Raw genomic sequence first — 1,307 nt, 5'->3', positions numbered from 1 at the left:
CCTGCTCCGATTCGTCGGGCTACATCGTGGACCCTGCTGGCATCGACGTGGCACTGCTCCGGCAGGTCAAGGAAGTGGACCGCGCCCGGCTCAAGGAGTACTCGGTCCGGCGCGGCGGCGTCTCCTACGTTGAGGGCGGTTCCGTGTGGGACGTGGACGCCACGGTGGCGCTGCCCTGCGCCACCCAGAACGAGCTCGACGGCGATGCTGCCGCCAAGCTGGTGCGCAACGGTCTGCTGGCCGTGGGAGAGGGCGCCAACATGCCCTCCACCCGTGACGCCGTGGCCGTTTTCCAGGATGCCGGCGTGTTGTTCGGTCCGGGCAAGGCCGCCAACGCCGGCGGGGTAGCCACCTCGGCGCTGGAAATGCAGCAGAACGCCAGCCGGGATTCGTGGTCGTTTGAGCACACCGAAGCGCGGCTCACGGAGATCATGGTGGGTATCCACCACAGCTGCGCCGCCACGGCCGACGAGTACGGCGACCCCGGCAACTATGTCCTCGGGGCCAATATCGGCGGTTTTGTGAAGGTGGCCGACGCCATGCTGGCCCAGGGCCTGATCTAGGGGCGCTGGCTAGGGGCGCTAGGCAGGGCCGCTGGGTAACGGCGCTGGGTAAAGGCGCGGGTCAGGCGCCGCGGCGCCAGTCGCTGGGCGATGCGCCGAAGGCGTCGCGGAACGTCCTGCTGAAATGGGCCGCGTCGAGGAAACCCCACCGCGCGGCAACGGCGCCCACCGTTTTCCCGGCGTGGACCGGATCCCGCAGGTCCCGCCCGGCGCCGGCCAGCCGCCTGCCCCTGATCCAGCTTGCCACCGTGGTGCCGCTCTCGTGGAAGACGTTGTGCAGGTGGCGGGTGGAAATGAAATGCGCCGCAGCGACGGCGGCCGGCGAAAGCTGCGGATCCCACAGGTTGGCTTCGATGTATTCGCGGGCTGAAACCGCCAGGAGGGCCTGAGGGGTCAGCCGGTCCGGGGTGATGTCCATCTCCGCGTGGAGGAGGGTGGACACCAGGTCCAGGGCGTTGGCTGCCAGCCGTGAGCCGCTGGGACCGTTGAGGACGTCGAGGTTCTCCGATAGCTGCCGGATGAACTGGCCCACCAAGGCACCCAGGCCGGCGTTGCCCGCCATCCGCACGGCCGCCAGCTGGCCCACGCAGTCGCTGGGCAGCGCCAGCGCATCACAGGGGAACATCACCACCATCAGCCGGGCCCGTTCCTCGAACGTGAGCGTGTAGGGCCGGCTGGTGTCGTAGATGGCCAGGTCACCGGGCCGCAGGACGGCCTCGCGGTTGTCCTGGATCAGCAGTCCGC

At 69.3% G+C, this 1,307-nt stretch carries 1 protein-coding gene and 1 pseudogene; one reads left to right on the top strand and one right to left on the bottom strand.

What is annotated here, in order from left to right:
- A pseudogene (locus tag ASF72_RS20850) lies at positions 1 to 563 on the top strand (NADP-specific glutamate dehydrogenase); the annotation flags it as partial.
- Between the two features lie 61 nt (positions 564 to 624).
- On the opposite strand, the gene ASF72_RS00725 reads toward ASF72_RS20850, so the two are convergent.
- Positions 625 to 1,307: helix-turn-helix domain-containing protein (locus tag ASF72_RS00725; protein WP_235504626.1), on the bottom strand; the 683-nt coding region annotated here is incomplete at its 5' end.

The sequence above is a fragment of the Arthrobacter sp. Leaf141 genome (assembly GCF_001424565.1).
GTDB lineage: Bacteria > Actinomycetota > Actinomycetes > Actinomycetales > Micrococcaceae > Arthrobacter.
Note: the sequence above shows the minus strand (reverse complement) of the source record. Positions and strands in the feature narration are given on the sequence as shown.